At 65.3% G+C, this 21,142-nt stretch carries 23 protein-coding genes; 4 read left to right on the top strand and 19 right to left on the bottom strand.

The window, feature by feature from the left end:
- Window positions 1–22: 22 nt before the first annotated feature.
- The 13 genes from QZ471_RS22515 to ffh form a co-directional block, all read right to left on the bottom strand.
- Window positions 23–1,126 (bottom strand): NADH:flavin oxidoreductase/NADH oxidase, encoded by a 1,104-nt coding sequence (locus tag QZ471_RS22515; protein ID WP_295468059.1) that lies wholly within the window; start codon window positions 1,124–1,126, stop codon window positions 23–25.
- Between the two features lie 126 nt (window positions 1,127–1,252).
- Window positions 1,253–2,974, bottom strand: coding sequence for a single-stranded-DNA-specific exonuclease RecJ (gene recJ / locus QZ471_RS22510; RefSeq protein ID WP_295468057.1), 1,722 nt, complete (start codon window positions 2,972–2,974; stop codon window positions 1,253–1,255).
- Window positions 2,974–3,513: a YaeQ family protein gene (locus tag QZ471_RS22505; protein ID WP_295468055.1), complete on the bottom strand. Its 540-nt coding sequence runs from the start codon at window positions 3,511–3,513 to the stop codon at window positions 2,974–2,976. The genes recJ and QZ471_RS22505 overlap by 1 nt, the downstream gene beginning before the upstream one ends.
- Window positions 3,514–3,706: 193 nt before the next feature.
- Window positions 3,707–5,116, bottom strand: a complete 1,410-nt coding sequence (gene thrC / locus QZ471_RS22500) for a threonine synthase (protein WP_295468053.1) — start codon at window positions 5,114–5,116, stop codon at window positions 3,707–3,709.
- Window positions 5,117–5,162: 46 nt separating this feature from the next.
- Window positions 5,163–6,467, bottom strand: a complete 1,305-nt coding sequence (locus QZ471_RS22495) for a homoserine dehydrogenase (RefSeq protein WP_295468051.1) — start codon at window positions 6,465–6,467, stop codon at window positions 5,163–5,165.
- A gap of 64 nt (window positions 6,468–6,531) precedes the next feature.
- Window positions 6,532–7,257, bottom strand: a complete 726-nt coding sequence (locus QZ471_RS22490; RefSeq protein ID WP_295468050.1) for a thioredoxin fold domain-containing protein — start codon at window positions 7,255–7,257, stop codon at window positions 6,532–6,534.
- Window positions 7,258–7,463: 206 nt separating this feature from the next.
- Window positions 7,464–8,354, bottom strand: a complete 891-nt coding sequence (gene xerD, locus QZ471_RS22485) for a site-specific tyrosine recombinase XerD (protein WP_058768639.1) — start codon at window positions 8,352–8,354, stop codon at window positions 7,464–7,466.
- Entirely contained in the window at window positions 8,351–8,764 is a 414-nt protein-coding gene (locus QZ471_RS22480; protein WP_295468048.1) for an acyl-CoA thioesterase, read from the bottom strand. The genes xerD and QZ471_RS22480 overlap by 4 nt, the downstream gene beginning before the upstream one ends.
- 65 nt (window positions 8,765–8,829) lie before the next feature.
- Window positions 8,830–9,180: a 50S ribosomal protein L19 gene (gene rplS, locus QZ471_RS22475; protein WP_059230133.1), complete on the bottom strand. Its 351-nt coding sequence runs from the start codon at window positions 9,178–9,180 to the stop codon at window positions 8,830–8,832.
- A gap of 42 nt (window positions 9,181–9,222) precedes the next feature.
- Window positions 9,223–9,963, bottom strand: coding sequence for a tRNA (guanosine(37)-N1)-methyltransferase TrmD (gene trmD / locus QZ471_RS22470; RefSeq protein WP_295468046.1), 741 nt, complete (start codon window positions 9,961–9,963; stop codon window positions 9,223–9,225).
- Between the two features lie 3 nt (window positions 9,964–9,966).
- The gene (gene rimM / locus QZ471_RS22465; RefSeq protein ID WP_295468044.1) at window positions 9,967–10,503 is read right to left on the bottom strand and encodes a ribosome maturation factor RimM; all 537 of its coding nucleotides are present in this window, start codon (window positions 10,501–10,503) and stop codon (window positions 9,967–9,969) included.
- Between the two features lie 5 nt (window positions 10,504–10,508).
- The gene (gene rpsP, locus QZ471_RS22460; protein ID WP_059230136.1) at window positions 10,509–10,757 is read right to left on the bottom strand and encodes a 30S ribosomal protein S16; all 249 of its coding nucleotides are present in this window, start codon (window positions 10,755–10,757) and stop codon (window positions 10,509–10,511) included.
- Window positions 10,758–11,007: 250 nt separating this feature from the next.
- Window positions 11,008–12,387, bottom strand: coding sequence for a signal recognition particle protein (ffh, locus tag QZ471_RS22455; RefSeq protein ID WP_295468041.1), 1,380 nt, complete (start codon window positions 12,385–12,387; stop codon window positions 11,008–11,010).
- A 136-nt stretch (window positions 12,388–12,523) separates the two neighbouring features.
- On the opposite strand from ffh, the gene ccsA reads away from it, so the two are divergent.
- Both ccsA and QZ471_RS22445 read left to right on the top strand, forming a co-directional pair.
- Window positions 12,524–13,324, top strand: coding sequence for a cytochrome c biogenesis protein CcsA (gene ccsA, locus QZ471_RS22450; RefSeq protein WP_295468039.1), 801 nt, complete (start codon window positions 12,524–12,526; stop codon window positions 13,322–13,324).
- Between the two features lie 189 nt (window positions 13,325–13,513).
- Window positions 13,514–14,818, top strand: a complete 1,305-nt coding sequence (locus QZ471_RS22445; RefSeq protein WP_295468037.1) for an MFS transporter — start codon at window positions 13,514–13,516, stop codon at window positions 14,816–14,818.
- A 61-nt stretch (window positions 14,819–14,879) separates the two neighbouring features.
- Here QZ471_RS22445 and purT read toward each other — a convergent pair whose 3' ends face one another.
- The 3 genes from purT to QZ471_RS22430 form a co-directional block, all read right to left on the bottom strand.
- Window positions 14,880–16,061, bottom strand: a complete 1,182-nt coding sequence (gene purT, locus QZ471_RS22440) for a formate-dependent phosphoribosylglycinamide formyltransferase (protein WP_295468035.1) — start codon at window positions 16,059–16,061, stop codon at window positions 14,880–14,882.
- A 21-nt stretch (window positions 16,062–16,082) separates the two neighbouring features.
- Window positions 16,083–16,280, bottom strand: a complete 198-nt coding sequence (locus QZ471_RS22435; RefSeq protein WP_295468033.1) for a DUF1289 domain-containing protein — start codon at window positions 16,278–16,280, stop codon at window positions 16,083–16,085.
- A gap of 78 nt (window positions 16,281–16,358) precedes the next feature.
- Window positions 16,359–16,946 carry a CoA pyrophosphatase gene (locus QZ471_RS22430; RefSeq protein WP_295468031.1) on the bottom strand — a complete coding sequence of 196 codons (588 nt, stop codon included), beginning with the start codon at window positions 16,944–16,946 and terminating at the stop codon, window positions 16,359–16,361.
- Between the two features lie 127 nt (window positions 16,947–17,073).
- Between QZ471_RS22430 and QZ471_RS22425 the strand changes: the two genes are divergently transcribed.
- Both QZ471_RS22425 and QZ471_RS22420 read left to right on the top strand, forming a co-directional pair.
- Window positions 17,074–17,628 carry an NUDIX hydrolase gene (locus QZ471_RS22425; protein ID WP_295468029.1) on the top strand — a complete coding sequence of 185 codons (555 nt, stop codon included), beginning with the start codon at window positions 17,074–17,076 and terminating at the stop codon, window positions 17,626–17,628.
- A 23-nt stretch (window positions 17,629–17,651) separates the two neighbouring features.
- Complete coding sequence (locus QZ471_RS22420; RefSeq protein ID WP_295468027.1) at window positions 17,652–18,188, top strand: L,D-transpeptidase family protein; 537 nt, start codon at window positions 17,652–17,654, stop codon at window positions 18,186–18,188.
- A 223-nt stretch (window positions 18,189–18,411) separates the two neighbouring features.
- Here QZ471_RS22420 and QZ471_RS22415 read toward each other — a convergent pair whose 3' ends face one another.
- The 3 genes from QZ471_RS22415 to QZ471_RS22405 are packed head-to-tail and all read right to left on the bottom strand — an operon-like array spanning window position 18,412 to window position 21,142.
- Entirely contained in the window at window positions 18,412–19,566 is a 1,155-nt protein-coding gene (locus QZ471_RS22415; RefSeq protein WP_295468025.1) for an ABC transporter ATP-binding protein, read from the bottom strand.
- A gap of 10 nt (window positions 19,567–19,576) precedes the next feature.
- Window positions 19,577–20,236: an ABC transporter permease gene (locus QZ471_RS22410; protein ID WP_295468023.1), complete on the bottom strand. Its 660-nt coding sequence runs from the start codon at window positions 20,234–20,236 to the stop codon at window positions 19,577–19,579.
- 3 nt (window positions 20,237–20,239) lie between these two features.
- The gene (locus QZ471_RS22405; RefSeq protein WP_288479564.1) at window positions 20,240–21,142 is read right to left on the bottom strand and encodes a glycine betaine ABC transporter substrate-binding protein; all 903 of its coding nucleotides are present in this window, start codon (window positions 21,140–21,142) and stop codon (window positions 20,240–20,242) included.

Genomic DNA, 21,142 nt, shown 5'->3' with positions numbered 1-21,142 from the left:
GACGGATGGCTCCGTTCCTCCCCTATTCCACCCCGAACGGCTTGCGCAGCGGCGTATCCCGGTGCGCAGCGCGGACGTACTGCGGCGGCCAGGAGACCTTCTCGCGCAGCGCTTCGGCGGCGTTCAGTGGCCAGTAGGGATCGCGCAGCAGCTCACGGGCCAGCAGTACGAGATCGGCCTGGCCGGTGCGCAGCACGTGCTCGGCCTGGGCCGCGTCAGTGATCATGCCCACCGCGCCACTGGGAATCTCGGCTTCCTTGCGCACCCGCTCGGCGAACTGGGTCTGGTAGCCGGGCCCGGTGGGGATATCGGCTTGGGCGGCGGTGCCGCCTGAGGAAACGTCGATCAAATCGACACCGATCGTCTTCAGCCGCCGTGCCAGTTCCACCGTTTCATCGACGTCCCAACCGTCCTCCACCCAATCAGTGGCCGAGACCCGCACGAACAGTGGCAACTCCGCCGGCCAGACCGCCCGCACATCGGCAGTCACCTCCAGCAGCAGGCGGATGCGATTCTCGAAATTGCCGCCGTAGTCGTCGTCGCGGCGGTTGGAGAGTGGCGAGAGGAACTGGTGCAGCAGATAACCGTGGGCCGCGTGGATCTCGGCCACCTTGAAGCCGGCTGCCAGGGCGCGCTCGGCGGTGGCGACGAAGGCCCGGCGAATGCTGGCGATGTCATCGCGATCCAGCGTGGTGGGTCGGGTGTGCTGGGGATCGAAGGCGATGGCCGAAGGCGCTACCGGTACCCAGCCGCCTTCGGCGACGGGCACGCTGCCGTGCTTACCGACCCACGGCTGCCAGGTGCTGGCCTTGCGCCCGGCGTGGGCCAGCTGGATACCGGCGACGCTGCCCTGGCCTTCGATGAACTGGGTGATGCGCCGCAGCGGCTCGATCTGCTCGTCCTTCCACAGGCCGAGATCCTGGGGCGTGATACGACCGTCGGGGGTGACCGCGGTGGCCTCGAAGATCACCAGGCCGGCGCCGCCGACGGCGCGACTGCCGAGGTGGACCAGGTGCCAATCGTTGGCGAAACCGTCTTCGCTGGAGTACTGGCACATGGGGGAGACCACCACCCGATTGGGCAGGGTCAGCTGACGCAGGGTCAGGGGCTGGAACAGGAGACTCATGGTGGACCTCGTCTGATCGGTATGCACGGCATTGGAGTGCTACCAAACAGAATAGATCGCCGATCCGACAAGACTCGTCTGAAAAGTCGCCGAGCACCACCCAGCACAAGTAGCGCTCGGCGATGCCTAACGTGGCGCCAGATGCACTACCAACAACTGCACGCTTTCGTTGCCGCGAAACTCGTTCACATCCAGCCGATAGGCCAGTTCGGCCCAGCGGATGTTGGGATCAGGCCAGGTCTCGCGGTCGATGTTGAAGGCGATACCGTCCAGCTCGGGTCCGCCCTGCTCGCTGCGCAGGGTCAGCTTCAGATGCCGTTCCTTGAGCAGACGCTGGGAGAGGATCTCGAAGGTACCGTGGAACAGCGGCTCGGGAAATTGCTGGCCCCAGGGACCGGCCTGACGCAGGGCCTGGGCCAGGTCGAGCTGGAATTCGGTTGGGGCGAGGCAGCCATCGGTCTGCAACCGCCCGCTCAGGTCATCGGCCTGCAGATGGCGGCGCACCTCGGCATCGAAGGCCGCGGCGAAGGTCTCGTAGTGCGCCTGGGGCAGGCTGAGACCAGCCGCCATGGCGTGACCGCCGAACTTGGTGATCAGCCCCGGATGACGGGTCGCCACGGCATCCAGGGCATCGCGGATGTGCAGTCCGGCTACCGAGCGCGCCGAGCCCTTGAGCATGCCGGTGCCGCTGCCGTCGTCGGCGAAGGCCAGCGCCGGGCGGTGGTACTTCTCCTTGAGTCGCGAGGCGAGGATGCCGATCACGCCCTGGTGCCACTCCGGATCGAACAGGCAAAGGCCGAAGGGCAGATTGTCTTCCGGCAATTCCTTGAGCTGCTTGAGCGCCTCGCGCTGCATGCCCTGCTCGATGCTCTTGCGATCCTTGTTGAAGTCGTCCAGCTGCTGAGCGTATTCCTGCGCGAGCTGCGGGTCTTCGCAGAGTAGCAACTCGATGCCGATGGACATGTCGTCCAGGCGACCCGCCGCATTGAGCCGCGGCCCGAGGATGAAGCCCAGGTCGCTGGAGGCCACCTTGCCCGGCTGGCGCCCCGCCACTTCCAGCAGCGCCTTCAGCCCCGGCCGTGCGCGGCCGGCGCGGATACGCATCAGCCCTTGGTGCACCAGGATGCGGTTGTTGGCATCCAGTGGCACCACATCGGCGACGCTGCCGAGGGCGACCAGATCGAGCAACTCGGCCAGATTGGGCTCGGCGAGGCCCTGACGGCTGAACCAGCCGCTTTCGCGCAGGCGACTGCGCAGGGCCAGCATCACATAGAAGATCACCCCCACTCCGGCGATGCACTTGCTGGGGAAGGCACAGGCCGGCTGATTCGGATTGACGATGGCATCGGCGGCGGGCAATTCGGCGCCAGGCAGGTGGTGGTCGGTGATGACCACTTGCAAGCCAGCGGCTTTGGCCGCGGCCACGCCATCGAGGCTGGAGATGCCGTTGTCGACGGTGAGCAGCACCTCGGGTTCGCGCTGCAGGGCCACGGCGACGATCTCGGGCGTCAGGCCGTAGCCGTACTCGAAACGATTGGGCACCAGGTAGTCGACCCAGGCCGCACCCAGCCGGCGCAGCGCCAGCACACCCACAGCACTGGCGGTGGCACCATCGGCGTCGAAGTCACCGACGATGAGGATGCGCCGGCGCTCTTCCAGGGCGCGGGCCAGCAGGTCCACCGCTGCCTCGATGCCCTTGAGCTGGTGATAGGGCACCAGTCGCGCCAGGCCCTTGTCCAGTTCTTCAGGCTGGGTCACGCCGCGGGCGGCATAGAGCCGGGTGAGCAGCGGCGGCAGGTCGCCCAGGTCGGGCAATACCGGCGGTAGCGGGCGAGGCTCCAGACGCATCAACGCTCGCCCAGCAGCCATTCCAGCTGCAGTTCGTGCTGACCGCGGTCGTCGGTGACGAACAGGGTGCCTTCGCTGATCATCACCTGCCAGGAAATGCTGCGCGGCAGGTCGCGGGCCAGTTCGGCCAGGGGCTCGGCGGGGACCGCGGCGATGTGCAGATTCTTCAGGCCCTTGACCGCGTCCATCACCTTGGTCTGCCAGACACGCAGGTTGCCGTAGGCCAGCAGGCTGGTGCGCTCGGTGCGGCGGCTGCACCAGGTCAGGCGCTCGGCATCGGGCTGGCCGACTTCGATCCAGTGCAGCACCCGGCCATCGAGACTCTTTTCCCACAGCGCCGGCTCGTCGACGTCGGACAGGCCGCGCCCGAAGGCCAGTTGCTCGTTGTACCAGAGCACATAGGCCAGCAGCCGCACCGCCAGCCGCTCCTCGGTCTCGGAGGGATGCCGCGCCACGGTCAGGCGCAGATTCTCGTAGACCCCACGATCCAGATCGGTGAGGTTGAGTTCGACTTTGTAGGGCGTGGCTTGCAGAGCCATGGCGGGTCACCGGCAGGGAAAGCCGGGCATTGTACCGGAAAAGGGGAAGAGGCTTGGGATCATCGCGGCCATGCCGGTGCGCCGTAGCGACCGCTCCTACAGAGGCATCCGTACCTGTAGGAGCGGCCCGTGGCCGCGATCAGCAGAACACCAGAATCGGCCGCATCGGCGGACCACCACAGCAGCGATTCAGTTACAGCGGCTGACCACGCTTACCGTGGCGGGCGACGAAGGCCTGAACGGCGGCCAGGTCGTTGGGCAGCACGGTGCAGCGCTCTTCGCGTTGCAGCAGGTCGGCCAGGTGGGTCGGCAGGCTGAGGGTCGCACCGATGCCAGCCTGTTCCACCGCTTCGGGGAATTTCACCGGGTGGGCGGTGCCCAGCACCACCATGGGGGTGGCCAAGCTGCGGCGGCATTCGCGGGCCGCGCGCACGCCGATGGCGGTGTGCGGGTCCAGCACTTCACCGGTGGCAGCATAGACCTCGGCGATGGTGGCGCAGGTCTCTTCGTCGTTCACGGCGAGGGAGTCGAACAGCTTGCGTGCCTCGGTCCAGCGATCGTCCGCCACCGTCAGGGTGCCGCTGCTGCGGAAGTTCGCCATCAACTCGGCCAGGGCCAGACCATCGCGACCGTGCAGGTCGAACAACAGGCGCTCGAAGTTGGACGAGACCATGATGTCCATGGACGGCGACAGGGTGGCTTCCAGCTGCTGCTTGTCGTAGCGATTGCCGGACATGAAGCGGTGCAGGATGTCGTTGCGATTGGTGGCCACCACCAGCTGGCTCACCGGCAGGCCCATGTTGCGCGCCAGGTAACCGGCGAAGATGTCGCCGAAGTTGCCGGTGGGCACCGAGAAGGCGATGGAGCGCGCCGGGGCGCCCAGCTGCAGGGCCGCATGGAAGTAGTAGACGATCTGGGCCATGATCCGCGCCCAGTTGATCGAGTTGACCGCCACCAGTGGTGTGCCCTTGAGGAAGCCCTGGGCGGCGAAGCTGGCCTTGACCATCTCCTGGCAGTCGTCGAAGTTGCCTTCGATGGCGATGTTGTGGATGTTGTCGCCCAGCAGCGTGGTCATCTGCCGACGCTGCACTTCCGACACCCGCTGGTGCGGATGGAGGATGAAGATGTCCACGTTCTCACAGCGCTTACAGCCTTCGATGGCCGCCGAGCCGGTATCGCCGGAGGTGGCGCCCATGATCACCACGCGCTCGCCGCGCTTGGCCAGCACATGATCGAGCAGCCGCCCCAGCAGTTGCAGGGCGAAGTCCTTGAAGGCCAGGGTCGGGCCGTGGAACAGCTCCAGTACCCACTCGTTGGCGTCCAGCTGGCGCAGCGGCGCAATGGAGCTATGGGCAAAACCGGCGTAGGTCTCTTCCAGGATGGCCTTGAATTCGGCATCGGCGATGGAGCCGGCGACGAAGGGCTTCATCACCCGGAAGGCCAGCTCGTGGTAGGGCAGACCGGCCCAGGAGGCGATCTCCTCCAGGGAAAAGCGCGGCAGGTTCTCCGGTACGTAGAGACCGCCATCGCTGGCGAGACCCGCCAGCAGCACTTCTTCGAAATTCAGCGCGGGCGCCTGGCCGCGGGTACTGATGTAACGCATGACTCGACCTCGGGAAAGACGGCGGCGCCGGGCGCCGCCAGGCTGCTCAGTTAAGGTGCTCGACGCGGATGCGGACGACATCGCCGACGACATCGTCCAGGGCTTCCAGGGCGGCGATGGCTTCGACCATGTGGCGCTCGGTCACGCGATGGGTCAGCAGGATCATGGGCACCAGGCCGTCATGTTCCTCGGCTTCCTTCTGCATGATGGACTCGATGTTGATGCCGCGCGCCGAGAGGATGCTCGCCACCTGGGCCAGCACGCCGGGATGATCCTTGGCCTGGATGCGTAGATAGTAGGCGCTCTCGCAGGCGTCGATCGGCAGCACCGGATGGTCGGACAGCGCATCGGGCTGGAAGGCCAGGTGCGGCACGCGATTCTCCGGATCGGAGGTCATGGCGCGAACCACGTCCACCAGGTCGGCCACCACCGCCGAGGCGGTCGGCTCCTGCCCGGCACCGGCGCCATAGAACAGCGTCGAGCCAACGGCGTCGCCATTGACCATGACCGCGTTCATCACGCCATTGACGTTGGCGATCAGGCGATCGGCCGGGATCAGCGTCGGGTGCACCCGCAGCTCGATGCCCTGGGCGGTGCTGCGCGCCACACCCAGGTGCTTGATGCGATAGCCCAGCGCCTCGGCATAGCCGACGTCGGCGGTGGTCAGGCGAGTGATGCCCTCGGTGTAGGCCTTGTCGAATTGCAGCGGGATGCCGAAGGCGATGGAAGCCAGGATGGTCAGCTTGTGGGCGGCATCGATGCCTTCCACGTCGAAGGTCGGATCGGCCTCGGCATAGCCCAGCGCCTGGGCTTCGGCCAGGACGTCGGGAAAGGTGCGACCCTTCTCGCGCATCTCGGAGAGGATGAAGTTGCCGGTGCCGTTGATGATGCCGGCCACCCAGTTGATGCGGTTGGCCGCCAGGCCTTCGCGCAGCGCCTTGATCACCGGGATGCCGCCGGCCACCGAGGCCTCGAAGGCGACGATCACGCCCTGCTCGCGCGCCTTGGCGAAGATCTCGTTACCGTGCACGGCGATCAGCGCCTTGTTGGCGGTGACCACGTGCTTGCCGTTGGCGATGGCGCGCAGCACCAGTTCGCGGGCCAGGGTGTAGCCGCCGATCAATTCGACGACCACGTCGATCTCGGGGTTGTCCGCCACGGCCAGCACATCGGCAGTGATCGGCGTGTTGCCGGTATCGCACTGGGGATTGGGTCGACGCTGGGCGATCTGCGCCACCTCGATACCCCGTCCGGCGCGCCGGGCGATTTCCTCGGCGTTGCGCTTGAGTACGTTGAAGGTCCCGCTGCCCACGGTACCCAGACCACAGATGCCTACTTTGACCGGCTTCACACCCTTATCCCCATGTCGTGTGGCGCCGCTCCGCGGCCCCGTTGAAATCTCAAATTCAAGGCGCTCAACGCGCGCCGATTGCCGCTTCCGCCAACTGGTCGGCCGGCTGGTAGCCCGGGATCATCTGGCCATCGGCGAGGATGATCGCCGGCGTACCCTGGATACCCATGTTCTGCCCCAGCGCGAACTGCTCGGCGACCGGATCCTTGCAGCTCTCGGACTTGACCTCACGGCCGGTGAACATCTGGTTCAGCGCCGCCGGCTTGTCCTTGGCACACCACACCGCCTCCAGTTGCTTGGAGCCCGGCGAGCCCATGCCCTGGCGCGGGAAGGCCAGGTAGCGCACCTCGATGCCGCGCTTGTTCAGCTCGGGTACCTCGGCGTGCAGCTTCTGGCAATAGGGGCAGGTGGTGTCGGTGAAGACGGTGATGTGCGCCTTGGTCTCGCCTTGGGCGGGATAGACGATCATCTGGCTGCGGTCGAGGCCATTGATCTGCCGCGCCACGGCGACGTTCTCGGCCTTCTCGGTCAGGTTGGCGGCCTTACCGTCCTTGACCTGGTACAGATAGCCCTGCATGACGAACTGGCCATCGCCGCTGGCGTAGAGCACCCGGCCGCCCTTGAGCTGGACCTGGTAGAGGCCTTCCAGCGGACTCTTGGCGATGGACTCGATGGCGAGATTGGGTTGCAGCGCGGTCAGGCTCTGGCGAATGGCCTGCTCAGGTTCGGCCTGAGCCAGTTGCACGCCGAGCCCCAGGCAAGCGGCGAGCAACAGTTGGGAAATACGCATGTTTGACTCCTATTGAGACGCCGGCAAGCCTACCACAGACGCACCGGCTAAGAGCCTGTTCAAAGGCTCGCGAGCTAGAGCCAAACAAGGCGAAAATGGCTGAGGAAGCGGAGTTTACAGGTAGTAAATGAGCATTCCGAAGCCATTTTCAACGCCGTTTGGCCGACGCGCAGCAGACTTTGAACAGGCTCTAAGGCGATTCCGCCCTAGCCACGCGGATGGTGCTGCGCGTGCAGTTGCTGCAGCCGCACCCGGGCGACATGGGTGTAGATCTGGGTGGTGGAGAGACTGGTATGGCCGAGCAGCATCTGCACGGTACGCAGGTCGGCGCCGTGGTTGAGCAGATGGGTGGCGAAGGCATGCCTCAGGGTATGCGGTGACAGCGAGGTGCGGATGCCGGCCACCTGGGCGTGCAGCTTGATGCGATGCCAAAAGGTCTGGCGGGTCATGACCGTGCCCCTCTGGCTGGGAAAGAGGACGTCGCCGGGCTGACCACCCAGCAGCAGCGGTCGCGCGGTCTTAAGGTAATCCTCCAGCCAGGCGATGGCCTCCTCCCCCAGGGGAATCAGCCGCTCCTTGCTGCCCTTGCCGAATACCCGCAGCGACCCCTCGCGCAGATTGACCTCGTCCAGGGTCAGGCTGACCAGCTCGGTCACCCGCAGGCCGGTGGCATAGAGCACCTCGAGCATGGTGCGATCACGCAGGCCGAGGGTGTCCTCGGTATCGGGCGCAGCCAGCAGGGCTTCCACGTCCGCTTCGGACAGACTCTTGGGCAAGGGTGCGCCCAGCTGCGGCATGCTCACCAGCAGCGTGGGATCCTCGGCGATGCGGTTCTCGCGCACGGCGTATTTATAGAAGCTGCGCAGACCGGAGAGAAAGCGCGCGGTGGAACGCGCCTGGTAGCCCTCGCTCAGCCGCCAGCCGAGGTGATCGAGCACGGCATCGCGGCCGACCGTCTCCAGGGTCAGGCCCCTAGCCTCCAGCCAGCGGGCGAAGGCCAGCAGGTCGGTCCGGTAGGCGCTACGGGTATGGGGCGACAGGCCCTTTTCCAGCCACAGGGCGTCGAGGAATTCCTCGATCAGCCGTTCGCTGCTCACGCGGCGAATCCGGGCAGGACCGGCGTCGGCTTGCCCGCCTCATCGACGGCGACGAAGCTGAACGCCCCGTTGATGGCACGTTCGCGCCCTTCCGCCAGCATGCCTTCGACGAACACCTCGACCTGCACCTTGAGGCTGGTATTGCCGACCTTCACCACCCGCCCGATCAGTTCGACGATGGAACCGGCGGGAATCGGATGGTTGAAGTCGATGCGATCGGTAGAGACGGTGACCAGTGGCTTACGGCAGAAACGCGTCGCCGTGATGAAGGAGACCTCGTCCATCCAGGCCAGGGCCGTGCCGCCGAACAGGGTGTCGTGATGGTTGGTGGTGGGCGGGAACACCGCCTTGGCCACCCGGGTTTCCGACAGCGCGGTGCGCCGCTGGATTTCCGCTTCGCGGGTTGTCATTGCTTACCTCGAACCTCAGAAACGAAAAAAGCAGCCGAGGCTGCTTTTTTCTGGTCACGCTGCAATCAGGAAAGCTTTTCCTTGATGCGAGCGGCCTTGCCGGACAGTTCGCGCAGGTAGTACAGCTTGGCCTTGCGCACGTCGCCGCGACGCTTGACGCTGACGCTGTCGACCAGGGGGCTGTAGGTCTGGAAGGTACGCTCGACGCCAACACCGCTGGAGATCTTGCGTACGGTGAAGGCGCTGTTCAGGCCGCGGTTACGCTTGCCGATCACCACGCCTTCGAAGGCTTGCAGACGCTGACGGTCGCCTTCCTTCACCTTCACCTGGACAATCACGGTGTCGCCGGGGGCGAACGCCGGGATTTCTTTGTTCATCTGCTCAGCTTCGATCTGGGCAATGATTTTGTTGGTCATGTCACTCTGCTCCTAAGACAGGCCGCGGCCCGCCATCGATACCTAACTATCGTTCCGCTGACGGAGATATTCCGCCAACAGGTTCTGCTCTTCTCCAGAAAGCGAGCGGCCATCCAGAAGATCGGCGCGGCGCTCCGCAGTGCGTCCCAGGGACTGCTGCAGGCGCCAGCGCCGGATATGCTCGTGGTTACCACTGAGCAACACGTCAGGTACGCGACGTCCCTCGTACACCTCGGGTCGGGTGTAGTGCGGGCAATCGAGCAGGCCGTCGGTGAACGAGTCCTGCTCGGCGGAATCCACATGCCCCAAGGCTCCGGGCAGCAGTCGCGTAACCCCATCGATCAGCACCATGGCCGGCAATTCACCGCCGGACAGCACATAGTCGCCAATCGACCATTCCTCATCCACGTGCGTCTCGATGAAACGCTCGTCGATGCCTTCGTAACGCCCGGCGATGAGGATCAGATGTTCCTCCTGCGCCAGTTCCCGTACCGCCGCTTGGTCGAGTTTGCGACCCTGGGGGGACAGGTAGATCACCTTCGCCGACGCCGACTCACCCTTGGCATCGGCCAGGGCGCGCTCCAGCGGCTGGATCTTCATGACCATCCCGGGACCGCCGCCGAAAGGCCGGTCGTCCACGGTCTGGTGGCGATCCTCGGTATAGCTGCGCGGGTTGTAGCAGGTCAGCTCCAGGAGCCCCTGCTTCATCGCGCGACCGCTCACGCCATAGGCGCTGACGGCCTCGAACATCTCGGGAAAGATGCTGATGACATCGATACGCATGGATTAGAAATCCGCGTCCCAGTCGACCTGCATCTCACCCTTGGCCAGATCCACCGCCAGTACGTACTGGTCGGGCAGATAGGGCAACAGACGCTCACGATCGTCGAGGCTGCCAGCACAGGGCTTGACCAGCATGACGTCGTTGGCCCCGGTCTCCAGCAGATGATCCACCACGCCCAGCCACTGGCCTTCGCGATTGATCACCTTGAGACCTTCCAACTGATGCCAGTAGTAGTCACCGGCGCCCAGTTGGGGCAATTCACTGCGCGGCACGCAGATCTCGAAACCAGCCATGAGGCGGGCTTCTTCGCGATCATCCAGGCCCTGCAGACGAACCGTCAGGACCTTGCCGTGCAACCGACCGCCGAGCACCTTGACCTGCCGGATCTCGCCTTCGCGCCGCAGCGTCCAGGTCCGATAGTCCAGCAGATTGTCGAGCGGATCGGTAAAGGAGTAGATCTTGAGCTCACCGCGTACGCCGAAGACCGAAACTATCTTGCCCAGGACCACCAGGTCGGGGGCGGAGGTCGGCGTACTCATGATCTTCAGGCGGTAGCCTGAGCGCTCTTGAGCAGCTGAGCGACGCGCTCGGACGGCTGGGCGCCCTGCGACAGCCAGTAGTTGGCGCGCTCTTGGTCCACCGACAGACGAACTTCGGCGCCGCTGGCGATCGGGTTGAAGAAACCGATGCGCTCGACGAAGCGACCATCACGCGCATTGCGGCTGTTGGTCACGGTCAGGTGGTAGAAGGGGCGCTTCTTGGAGCCGCCACGGGCTAGACGGATGGTTACCATTGAACTTCGTTCCTGTAGTCGGTGCTTGTAACTGTGGGCACACTGGGCCACATGGCCCGAAAGGCCGCATATTCTAAGGGCTGTTACCCAGTTTGCCAATGGCTTTCGATGGCACCAGGGGCAATGGGACGAACCGCGAGCTCGCGCGCCTGCGCCGAGCCGCTCGCGAAGGCGCACCAGCACTGGCGCCGATACGCTCCGCGGAGCCTGTTCCGCTGCCGACCATCTGGCGACGGGCGGCAGGCGGGGATCACATCTTGGGCATGCCGCCGCCGGGGAACATACTGCCCATGCCTCTCATCATCTTGGCCATGCCGCCCTTGGCGGTGACCTTCTTCATCATCTTCTGCATCTGCTTGTGCTGCTTGATGAGGCGGCCGACGTCCTGCACCTGGGTACCGGAACCCAGGGCGATGCGTTTCTTGCGCGAGCCGCTGATCATTTCCGGATCGCGACGCTCGGCCGGGGTCATGGAGTCGATGATGGCTTCCATCTGCTTGAAATGCTTTTCCGCGGCGCCCTGGGCGTTGCCCATCTGCTGGATGTTCATGCCACCCATCATGGTCGGCAACTTGTCCATCAAAGAACCCAGGCCACCCATGTTCTTCATCTGGCGCAACTGGTCGCGGAAGTCTTCGAGATCGAAGCCCTTGCCCTTCTTGAGCTTCTTGGCCAGCTTGTCAGCCTTCTCGCGATCCAGGGTCTGCTCGGCCTGCTCGATCAGCGAGAGGACGTCGCCCATGCCGAGGATGCGCGAGGCGACGCGATCCGGGTGGAAGGGGTCGAGGGCTTCGCTCTTCTCGCCCATGCCGATGAACTTGATCGGCTTACCGGTGATGTGGCGGACCGACAGGGCGGCACCGCCGCGGGCGTCACCATCGACCTTGGTCAGGATCACGCCGGTGAGCGGCAGGGCGTCGTTGAAGGCCTTGGCGGTATTGGCGGCGTCCTGGCCGGTCATGGCGTCGACCACGAACAAGGTCTCGGCCGGCTTGGTGGCGGCGTGGACCTGCTGGATCTCGTCCATCATCTCACTGTCGACGTGCAGGCGACCGGCGGTGTCGACGATGACCACGTCGATGAACTTGAGCTTGGCCTCGCGGATGGCGGCCTGGGCAATGTCCACCGGCTTCTGGCTGAGGTCGGAGGGGAAGAAGGTGACGCCCACCTCGCCGGCCAGGGTTTCCAGCTGCTTGATGGCGGCCGGACGGTAGACGTCGGCGGAGACGACCATGACGGTCTTCTTCTTGCGTTCCTTGAGAAAGCGCGCCAGCTTGCCGGCGGTGGTGGTCTTGCCCGCACCCTGCAGGCCGGCCATGAGGATCACCGCCGGCGGCGTGACATTGAGCGCCAGGTCTTCGTTGGCCGCGCCCATGATGGCTTCGAGCTCGGCGCGGACGATCTTCACGAAGGCCTGGCCCGGGGTCAGGCTCTTGGACACCTCGGTGCCGACCGCACGCTCCTTGACCCGGTTGACGAATTCCTTGACCACCGGCAGGGCGACGTCCGCCTCGAGCAGCGCCATGCGCACCTCGCGCAGGGTGTCCTTGATATTGTCTTCGGTGAGCTTGGCCTTGCCGGTAATGTGGCGCAGGCTTTGTGACAGGCGGTCTGTGAGATTCTCGAACATGCGGACATCCAGGGCGGAAACGGCGGCTGACCGCCGAGTATAGCGAAGACCGCCAGGCCAGGGTATCCGCCAGGCTTTCTGTGCCGGCCGGTCTGTGCCACACTCGCCTGCTTTCCGCTCTGCTGAAAACGGACCCATGCACGCCCTGCTGCCCACCCTCCTGGCCGCCGTCCTGTACCTCGCCGCGACCCTCTACCAGGGCAGTTGCCTGCTGCGCAAGCGGCCTTCGAACAAACCGCTGGTGCTGGGCGCCGGCATCCTGGCCCTGCTGCCCCATGCGCTGGCGGTCTATCTGCAGATGACCCTCGAGCCGACCCTCAGCCTGGACTTCTTCGACGCTTCCAGCCTGATCGCCGCGACCGCCATCGCGCTGATGCTGATCGGCTGCCTGCGCATGCCGCTGCAGCCCCTGCTGGTGCTGGTCTATCCTCTTGGCGCGGTGACCGCGCTATTGGCGGAATTCGTGCCGCCCGGCACGGTGGCACCGCTGGACGTCTCGCCCAGGATCGTGGTGCACGTGCTGCTGTCGATCATCGCCTACGGCTTGCTCACTCTGGCGGCGTTGCAGTCCTGCCTGGTGCTGCTGCAGAACCATCAACTCAAGAACAAGCATCCCTCCGGACTGATTCGCAGCTTTCCACCGCTGCAGACCATGGAAAGCCTGCTGTTCGGCTTTCTCTGGGCCGGCTGGGTGGTGCTGTCGCTGGCACTGATCTCCGGCTGGTTCTTCGTCGAGGACATGTTCGCCCAGCACCTGATCCACAAGACGGTGCTCTCCTGCATCGCCTGGGTGGTGTTCGGCATCCTGCTATGGGGTCGCCATCGCCTGGGTTGGCGCGGTCATAGAGCGATCCGCTGGACGCTGCTCGGCTTCATCCTGCTGATGCTGGCCTACTTCGGCAGCAAGCTGGTGCGGGAATTCATCCTGCATCGTTGACAGCCGTCCTTCCGCTGCCTGCATAATCGAACGACCGAACCACGTTCGGCGCGCCCCGGCCAACCGCCGCGTCGCGCCCGGCACGTCATAATCCGGTCGTCCCGCCCGTCCCCATCCTCGGACAGCCGCTGCCCCACCGGGCCGCTCCGGCAGACGCCTCCTACAAGAACGACTGCCCGGTAACTCTGCATGTCCACGACCGCCGCCGCCTTCGACGCGTCTACACCCGCTCCGCGCAATTCCCCGACCCGCGTGGCCACCGCCAGCTTCATCGGCACCGCGATCGAGTTCTACGATTTCTACGTCTACGCCACGGCCGCCGCCCTGGTGATCGGCCCGGTGTTCTTTCCCCAGGGCTCGGGCGTGGCCCAGACCCTGAGCGCCTTCATCACCTTCGGCATCGCCTTCCTCGCGCGCCCGCTGGGTTCGCTGCTTTTCGGCCATTTCGGTGATCGCATCGGTCGTAAGTCCACCCTGGTGGCGTCGCTGTTGCTGATGGGCATCTCCACCACCCTGATCGGCCTCTTGCCCGGTTACGCCAGTATCGGCGTCTGGGCGCCGATACTCCTGTGCGTGCTGAGATTCGCCCAGGGGCTGGGCCTGGGTGGCGAATGGGGCGGCGCAGCGCTGCTGGCCACCGAGAATGCTCCACCCGGCAAGCGTGCCTGGTTCGGCATGTTCCCCCAGCTCGGCCCCTCCATCGGCTTCCTGCTGGCCAACGGCCTGTTCCTCGCCCTGGCGCTGCTGTTGGACGATGAGCAATTCCGCGCCTGGGGCTGGCGCATCCCCTTCCTGCTCAGCGCCCTGCTGGTAGTGGTGGGCCTCTATGTACGACTGTCGCTGCACGAGACGCCGGTGTTCGCCGAGGCCATGGCCCGCCGCGAGAAGCTACGCCTGCCCATGGCCGAGACCTTCGGCAAGCATGGCAAGGCGGTGCTGCTGGGCGCCCTGAGCATGGTGGTGTGCTACGCCCTCTTCTATATCTCCACGGTGTTTTCGCTGAGCTACGGGGTGAAGAACCTCGGCTACAGTCGGCAGGAATTCCTCGGCCTGCTGTGCATCGCGGTGCTGTTCATGGCCCTGGCCACGCCGCTGTCGGCCTGGCTGGCCGATCGCTTCGGCCGCAAGCCGGTGCTGGCGGTGAGCGCCATCGCCGCCCTGCTGTCGGGCTTCGCCATGGAACCGTTGCTGACCCATGGCTCCAGCCAGGCGGTGGGGCTGTTCCTGGCCTTGGAGCTATTCCTCATGGGCATGACCTTCGGCCCCATGGGCGCTCTGCTGCCGGAGATATTTCCGACCCGGGTGCGCTACACCGGCGCCTCGGCGGCCTACAACCTGGGCGGCATCCTCGGTGCCTCGCTGGCACCCTATGCGGCGCAGCAACTGGTGGAAGCCGGCGGCCTGAGCTGGGTGGGCGGCTATGTCTCGGCAGCGGCCGTCATCAGCCTCGTGGCGGTGCTCTGCATGCGCGAAACGCGCGATCAATCGCTGTAGAGCGCTTTCCAGCGCGTAAAAAAGGGCCCCGCGGGGCCTTTTTTGTGGCGAGCAGCTGCCGTTACAGTTCGACCTTCACCGCCTGGGAGGCGCGCACGGCCTTGGCACGAGCGGCCTCGATGCTTTCGTCGCGCGCCAGGGTCACGCCCATGCGGCGCTGGCCCTTGACCTCCGGCTTGCCGAACAGGCGCAGCGCGGTATCGGGCTCGGCCAGGGCCGCGCCCAGGTTGGCGAAGGCAGTCTGGCGCGACTCGCCGTCTACCAGGATCACAGCCGAGGCCGAGGGGCCGAACTGGCGGATGGCCGGGATCGGCAAGCCGAGGATGGCCCGGGCATGCAGGGCGAATTCGGAGAGATCCTGGGAAATCAGGGTTACCAGACCGGTGTCGTGTGGCCGCGGCGAGACTTCGCTGAACCAGACCTGGTCACCCTTGACGAACAGTTCCACGCCGAATAGACCACGGCCGCCCAGAGCCTCGGTGACGGCACGGGCGACCCGCTCGGATTCGGCCAGGGCCTTCTCGCTCATCGCTTGGGGCTGCCAGGACTCGTGGTAGTCGCCCTTGACCTGGCGATGGCCGACCGGCGCGCAGAAGGCGGTGCCGCCGACGTGACGCACGGTGAGCAGGGTGATCTCGTAGTCGAAATCGACGAAGCCCTCGACGATCACCCGACCCTTGCCGGCGCGTCCGCCTTCCTGGGCGTACTGCCAGGCGGCCTGGAGCTCGTCGGCGCTGCGCAGCAGGCTCTGCCCCTTGCCCGAGGAACTCATGATCGGCTTGACCACGCAGGGATAGCCGAGTGCTTCGGCCGCGGCGGCGTAGTCTTCGTAGGTGTCGGCGAAATGATAGGGCGAGGTGGGCAGGCCCAGTTCCTCGGCGGCCAGGCGGCGGATGCCTTCGCGATTCATGGTGAGCTGAGCGGCGCGGGCGGTGGGCACCACGGTGTAGCCCTCGCCTTCCAGCTCCACCAGGGTGGCGGTGGCGATGGCTTCGATTTCCGGCACGATGAAGTGCGGCTGCTCGCGCTCGATCACCGCGCGCAGGGCGGCGCCGTCGAGCATGTCGATGACGTGGCTGCGGTGGGCGACCTGCATGGCCGGGGCATCGGCGTAGCGATCCACGGCGATGACTTCGACGCCCAGGCGCTGCAGTTCGATGACGACTTCCTTGCCCAGCTCGCCGGAGCCGCAGAGCAGCACGCGGGTGGCGCTGGGGGACAGGGGGGTACCGATACGGGGCATGACAGATCTCTCCGGCTGATGTCAGGTCAGGAAGGCCGCACCGCTCGCCTGGGCGCGCTCGTCACAACGCAGCAGCACCTCGCGGCGCTCGGCGTCGCTCATGGTCATCCAGCGGGTGATCTCGGCGGCGCTACGTTGGCAACCGATGCAGATGTCCTGTTCGTCCAGGGCACAGACATGGACACAGGGCGAACGCACGGGTGAATCGGCGGTGGTCATGCGGCTTCCCTCGAATGGCCGCGCATTGTGCCCGTTAATGCCCGCCTTGGCATGTGCCTTTACCTTGCCGTACCCGGCTCAACCGCGCCTGGGCGGTGCCTTGAGCACTATGTCGGCGTCGTACAGCAGATTGACCAGTTCGACGATGATCACCGCCGTCAGTCCCCAGATGCGGTACTCGCCGTACTGGTAGCTGGGCACCTGCCAGCGCAGACCGTCGTGGTCGACCCTCAGGGTGTAGTCCGGTGGCACCTCGCAGAAGAACTGCAGCGGCACGGTGAAGACCGCGGCGATCTCGGCTTCGCTGGGGACGTACTCGAGCTGATCGGGGATGAGGGCGACGATGGGTGTCACCGCCAGGCCGTAGCGCGACACCAGCGGACTCAGCGGCGCGATCACCTCCACCAGGCCCGGTGGCAGGCCGACTTCTTCATGGGCCTCGCGCAGGGCAGTGGCGACCAGGTCGACGTCCTCGGGATCGCGACGCCCGCCGGGCAGCGCCACCTCGCCGCCGTGGGTGGACAGATTGCTGGCGCGCAGGGTGAGCAGCAACTCGGGATGCTCACCCCGAATGATGGGCACCAGTACCGCCGCTTCCTGGTAGGTCTCGGCGCCGCTCAGGGTGCGCGGCTGGTAGTGACGCAGGCGCTGGAGCAACTCATCCACGCCGGAACTCTCCTAACTCATCGTATCCCGATGGATCATGGCACGCCCGCGGGGCAATCCCAAGTCCAGCCATCGCTTGCGGGCGGCGGGATGGCCCCGGCACACTGCAGTAAAACGAGGATGAACGATGAAGCATTGCAACCACTGTGGCGGGCTGCTGGAGGAACGCATTCCGGCAGGCGACAACCGGATGCGCCTGGTCTGCTGTCAGTGTGGCGCGGTGCATTACCAGAATCCCCGCGTGGTGGCCGGCTGCCTGGCGACCTGGGAAGGCAAGGTGTTGCTCTGCCAGCGCGCCATCGAACCGCGCCGAGGCTACTGGACGCTGCCGGCAGGCTTCATGGAAAACGGCGAGACCACCCCCGAGGCCGCCGCCCGCGAGACCCTCGAGGAAGCCGGCGCCGCCGTGCAGGGTCTGGCGCTCTATACCCTCTTCGACCTGCCGCACATCAACCAGATCTACATGCTGTTTCGCGGCGAACTGGTCGATGGGCGCTTCGCCGTGGGCGAGGAAAGCCTGGATGTGCGCCTTCTGGACGAAGCCGACATCCCCTGGTCGTCTCTGGCTTTTCCGGTCATCACGCGAACACTAGAATGCTTTTTCGCCGACCGACGCCAGGGCGTCTTCCCGTTGCGCCATGAAGGCATGGCACCCATGGTGGTCGAGCGCAAGCCTGCCTGAGCTCTTCCGAGGATCTACCCGACATGCGTCCGTTGCACCTGTTGTTGGCGCTCTGCTATGTGCTGTGCGGTTCCTTGCTTCCCCACCTGGCCCAGGCCAGTACCAGCGTCACGGTGATCCGCCAGCCCACCGCACCGCTGATCGACAAGGTGCTGGTCATCAAGTCGCGCAATCAGCTGCAACTGCTCAGCGGCGCTACCGTGATGAAGTCCTATCGCGTCTCGTTGGGCAAGAATCCCCGCGGACCCAAGTTGCGCGAGGGCGACCAGCGCACTCCGGAAGGCTTCTATTGGATCGATTGGCGCAAGACCAGCGACAAGTTCAACCTGGCCATGCACATCTCCTATCCCAATCGGGAAGATCTGGCGCGCGCCCACAAGGCTGGGGTACCACCCGGCAGTATGATCATGCTGCACGGTACCCCCGTCGACGAGGAGTACCCGGAGTGGTACTTCAACACGCTGAACTGGACCAATGGCTGCATTGCCCTGACCAACCACGACATGCGCGAGATCTGGGGCCTGGTCAAGGATGGCACCCTGATCGAGATCCGCCCCTGAGAGCCTATCCAAAGGCTGTTGCGCGTCGGCCAAACCGAGTTGAAAAGGCCCTGGGTCGCCAGCCCGGCCTAGGCGGCCCCATCGGAATGCTCATTTACAACTCGTAAACTCGCGCGCGAGTTCGATCCGCTTCCTCAGGCCTTTTCGCGGGGCCGCCTAGGCCTTGTTTGGCTCTAGCTCGCGAGCCTTTGAACAGACTGTGTGCCGATAGGCTTACCGCGCCCTACCCCGCCACCTGCTCCGCCGGCGAGACGATGCTGGTCTTGCCGCGTGACCGCCCACTGCTCAGGTAGTCGGCGATGGATTCCTGGGTTACCTCGCCGAGGAAGTCGTTGTCGGCGCTGAGTACCGGCAGCCAGGAGCTGTTGAACTGGTACATGCGCGACAGGAGGATGCGCAGGTGCTCGTCGAAGGCCGCGGTGGCCTTGAACGGGGTGATGAAGGGCGCCACCGGTCCGCTCTGGCCGCGCAGGTCGCGGCGACGCACGTAGCCCAGGCCCTTGTTGGCGGCATCCGTCACCACGACATGGCGGCGGTCATGCTCCTCCATCAACTCCACGGCATCGCCGATCAGGGTCTCGGCCTGGATCGAAGGCGCATTGTCGGCGGCATCCTCGGCGCGGATCAGCAGCAGGCGCTTGAGGGTGCTGTCCTGGCCAACGAAGTTGCTGACGAACTCGTCCTTGGGATGGGCCAGCAGGGTGTCCGGGTGATCGAACTGCACCAGGCGCCCACCACGGAACACGGCGATCTTGTCGCCCAGGCGAATGGCCTCGTCGATGTCGTGGCTGACCATGATCACCGTCTTGTTCAGCGCCCGCTGCATCTGGAAGAACTCGTTCTGGATGGCGTCGCGGTTGATCGGGTCCACCGCGCCGAAGGGTTCGTCCATCAGCAGCAGCGGCGCCTCGGCCGCCAGGGCGCGGATCACCCCGATACGTTGCTGCTGACCACCGGACAGCTCGCGCGGATAGCGCGACAGGTACTGCTTGGGATCGAGCTGCACCATGCTCATCAGCTCGGTGGCGCGTTCGCGGCATTTCTTCTTGTCCCAGCCCAAGAGCTTGGGCACCACGGTGATGTTTTCCTCGATGGTCATGTTGGGGAACAGACCAATCTGCTGGATCACGTAGCCGATATGGCGCCGCAACGTCACCTCGTCGATGCCGGTGGTGTCCTCGCCATTGATCAGCACTCGCCCCGAGGTGGGCTCGATGAGGCGGTTGATCATCTTCAGGGTGGTGGTCTTGCCGCAACCGGAGGGTCCGAGGAAGACGCAGATCTGGCCCTCCTCCACGGTGAGGCTCACGGCGTCCACTGCGGTCACGTCCTTGCCGTGTTGCTTGAAGGTCTTGGTCAGGCGGTCGAGTTCGATCATCTGGGACTCCTTAATGGGCGTTGCGCAGGCCGCGCGGGGTGAGGCGGCGCTGCAGCCACTGCAGGACGAGGTCGGCGACGATGGCCAGTAGGCTGACCAGCACGGCACCAACGATGAGGGTAGCCATGTCGCTGCGGCTGATGGCGGTAAGGATGAGCACGCCTAGGCCACCGGCGCCGATGGTGGCGGCGATGGTCATGACGCCGATGTTCATGACCACGGCCGTACGCACCCCGGCGAGGATCACCGGCAGGGCGATGGGCAGCTCGACCATGCGCAAGCGCTGCCAGAAGGTCATGCCGATACCGGCACCCGCCTCACGGATGCCTGGCTCGACATTGGTCAGCGCCAGGTAGGTGTTTCTCAGGATCGGCAGCAACGAATAGAGGAACACCGCGGTGATGGCCGGCAGCGGACCGAGGCCCTGGCCGAACTTGGAATAGAACGGCAGCAGGAGCCCGAACAGGGCGATGGAGGGCAGCGTCATGACCACCGTGGCCACCGCCTGCAGCGGCCCGGCCAGCCAGGGGTAGCGGGTCATGAGGATACCCAGGGGCACGCCCACCAGGATCGCCAGGGTCACGGCGATGCCCACCAGGGTGATGTGCTGGCGGGTCAATTCGAGGACCTGCAGCCAGTCGATATGATTGAAGGAGGTGACGAAATCCATGGGTCATTGCCCTCCGTCTAGGGGGTGCTGGGCGAGGAAGTCGCGGGCCACCTGGGCTGGCGTCTGCCGCTCGATGTCCACCTTGGCGTTGAGCTGGCGCATGGTGGCCTGGTCCAGGCTTTCCGCCAGGGGTTTGAGCAAGGCGGCGAGATCCGGGTGCTTGGCCAGGTATCCGGCGTTCACCACGGGAGCAGCGGTGTAGTCGGGGAAGTAGCCCTTGTCGTCTTCCAGCACCTTGAGTCTGAAGGCATCCAGGCGGCCATCCGTGGTGTAGACCAGGCCGGTGAAGACCTGGCCGTTGCGCAGCGCGGTGTAGACCAGGCCCGGGTCCATCTGACGAATGTCGTCACGGGTGTAGGTCAGGCCATAGGCCTTGACCAGGCCGGCGAGACCGTCGGAGCGGTTGGCGAATTCGATGTCCAGGGCGGTCAAGTGACGCTTGCCGGCCTCGGTCTCGAGCAGGCGAGCCAGGTCGCTGATGGTGTTCAGCTCGGGATGGGCCAAGGCGACCTTTTCCGGCAGCGCCAGGGCATAGGTGTTGTTGAAGCGCGTGGGCGCGAGCCAGGCCAGCCCGGTCTTGGCGTCCAGCTCCTTGACCCTCTGGTAGGAGGCCTCCTTGTCCAATCGTTCGGTGACGTGGTTATAGGCCACCAGGGAGGTCCCGGTGTATTCCCAGGTGAGGTCGAGCTGGGCGTTCTTCACGCCGTTCCAGGCGATGGTACTGCCCAGGCCGCCGACGATCTCCGGCTGGTAGCCGTGCTTGGCCAGGTACTGGCCGGTGAGCTCGGCGAGGATGGCCTGCTCGGTGAAGACCTTGGCACCGATACGGATGGGGTCGGCCTGGGCACCACTGGCCAGGGTCAGACTGAACCAGGCGGCGCCCAGGGCGATAAGCAACTTCTTCAT

The organism is uncultured Pseudomonas sp., from assembly GCF_913774235.1.
GTDB lineage: Bacteria > Pseudomonadota > Gammaproteobacteria > Pseudomonadales > Pseudomonadaceae > Chryseomonas.
This window is presented reverse-complemented; position numbering and strand designations above follow the sequence as displayed.

What these genes read in the sequence shown, in the direction of transcription:
- QZ471_RS22515 (WP_295468059.1), bottom strand. Translation starts at nt 1,126, where the DNA reads ATGAGTCTCCTGTTCCAGCCCCTGACCCTGCGTCAGCTGACCCTGCCC.
- recJ (WP_295468057.1), bottom strand. Translation starts at nt 2,974, where the DNA reads ATGCGTCTGGAGCCTCGCCCGCTACCGCCGGTATTGCCCGACCTGGGC.
- QZ471_RS22505 (WP_295468055.1), bottom strand. Translation starts at nt 3,513, where the DNA reads ATGGCTCTGCAAGCCACGCCCTACAAAGTCGAACTCAACCTCACCGAT.
- thrC (WP_295468053.1), bottom strand. Translation starts at nt 5,116, where the DNA reads ATGCGTTACATCAGTACCCGCGGCCAGGCGCCCGCGCTGAATTTCGAA.
- QZ471_RS22490 (WP_295468050.1), bottom strand. Translation starts at nt 7,257, where the DNA reads ATGCGTATTTCCCAACTGTTGCTCGCCGCTTGCCTGGGGCTCGGCGTG.
- QZ471_RS22480 (WP_295468048.1), bottom strand. Translation starts at nt 8,764, where the DNA reads ATGACAACCCGCGAAGCGGAAATCCAGCGGCGCACCGCGCTGTCGGAA.
- rplS (WP_059230133.1), bottom strand. Translation starts at nt 9,180, where the DNA reads ATGACCAACAAAATCATTGCCCAGATCGAAGCTGAGCAGATGAACAAA.
- trmD (WP_295468046.1), bottom strand. Translation starts at nt 9,963, where the DNA reads ATGCGTATCGATGTCATCAGCATCTTTCCCGAGATGTTCGAGGCCGTC.
- rimM (WP_295468044.1), bottom strand. Translation starts at nt 10,503, where the DNA reads ATGAGTACGCCGACCTCCGCCCCCGACCTGGTGGTCCTGGGCAAGATA.
- rpsP (WP_059230136.1), bottom strand. Translation starts at nt 10,757, where the DNA reads ATGGTAACCATCCGTCTAGCCCGTGGCGGCTCCAAGAAGCGCCCCTTC.
- ffh (WP_295468041.1), bottom strand. Translation starts at nt 12,387, where the DNA reads ATGTTCGAGAATCTCACAGACCGCCTGTCACAAAGCCTGCGCCACATT.
- ccsA (WP_295468039.1), top strand. Translation starts at nt 12,524, where the DNA reads ATGCACGCCCTGCTGCCCACCCTCCTGGCCGCCGTCCTGTACCTCGCC.
- QZ471_RS22445 (WP_295468037.1), top strand. Translation starts at nt 13,514, where the DNA reads ATGTCCACGACCGCCGCCGCCTTCGACGCGTCTACACCCGCTCCGCGC.
- purT (WP_295468035.1), bottom strand. Translation starts at nt 16,061, where the DNA reads ATGCCCCGTATCGGTACCCCCCTGTCCCCCAGCGCCACCCGCGTGCTG.
- QZ471_RS22435 (WP_295468033.1), bottom strand. Translation starts at nt 16,280, where the DNA reads ATGACCACCGCCGATTCACCCGTGCGTTCGCCCTGTGTCCATGTCTGT.
- QZ471_RS22425 (WP_295468029.1), top strand. Translation starts at nt 17,074, where the DNA reads ATGAAGCATTGCAACCACTGTGGCGGGCTGCTGGAGGAACGCATTCCG.
- QZ471_RS22420 (WP_295468027.1), top strand. Translation starts at nt 17,652, where the DNA reads ATGCGTCCGTTGCACCTGTTGTTGGCGCTCTGCTATGTGCTGTGCGGT.
- QZ471_RS22415 (WP_295468025.1), bottom strand. Translation starts at nt 19,566, where the DNA reads ATGATCGAACTCGACCGCCTGACCAAGACCTTCAAGCAACACGGCAAG.
- QZ471_RS22410 (WP_295468023.1), bottom strand. Translation starts at nt 20,236, where the DNA reads ATGGATTTCGTCACCTCCTTCAATCATATCGACTGGCTGCAGGTCCTC.
- QZ471_RS22405 (WP_288479564.1), bottom strand. Translation starts at nt 21,142, where the DNA reads ATGAAGAAGTTGCTTATCGCCCTGGGCGCCGCCTGGTTCAGTCTGACC.